This is a genomic window from Patescibacteria group bacterium (assembly GCA_026415775.1).
Lineage (GTDB): Bacteria > Patescibacteriota > Minisyncoccia > UBA6257 > JAAZHW01 > SKW32.
Map to the genome: position 1 here is coordinate 1 of JAOAGL010000021.1, position 592 is coordinate 592.

Annotated in this window: 1 protein-coding gene; it reads right to left on the reverse strand. The window is 32.6% G+C overall.

Annotation, left to right across the window (positions count from 1 at the left end):
• A partial coding sequence (locus tag N2692_03170; GenBank protein MCX8016264.1) for a hypothetical protein occupies nt 1-592 on the reverse strand: 592 nt, incomplete at both ends.

Genomic DNA, 592 nt, shown 5'->3' on the forward strand with positions numbered 1-592 from the left:
AACATGCTCTGCATACTCATAAAACGCATTCTGAATGCGCACCGGGTATTCAAGAATAGATACACTAGAATACCCTTCTCCGCTTAAATATACAATAAAATAACGCTTCTTAACCAACTCATACTCCATGCCCCACACACCAAAAACAAACGGGTGAAAAGTCAAAAAGTTTTCAATAACCTCATTTTTTCCTACCTTAAAGGAAAAAGGATACCCCTCTTTTATCAAATAAATATAAGCATCAGCATACTTATATTCTCTCTCCCAAAAACTAATAAATAGCGTTAAATATTCAATAAAAAAAGCAGCAAGCAACTCATTTAACATTATTTTTCTAAACTCCATCTCCTGTGAATAACCTTTCTTCTCAATATAATCACTATACTTAACAAAACCCTTTTCCAAAACCTTATGGCAAAACTTACAAAGCTTGTCTAGTTCTATTAAAAACCTTGGAATTTTTACCACTTTATCATCTAACCATTTATAGGGTTCCAACTCATTCTCAAAAATCTTGTCCTGAGACTGAAGTCCATAAGCATCTACATTAGAAATAGCCTTAAAAACAAGCAAATTCAAAGTAGAATAAACC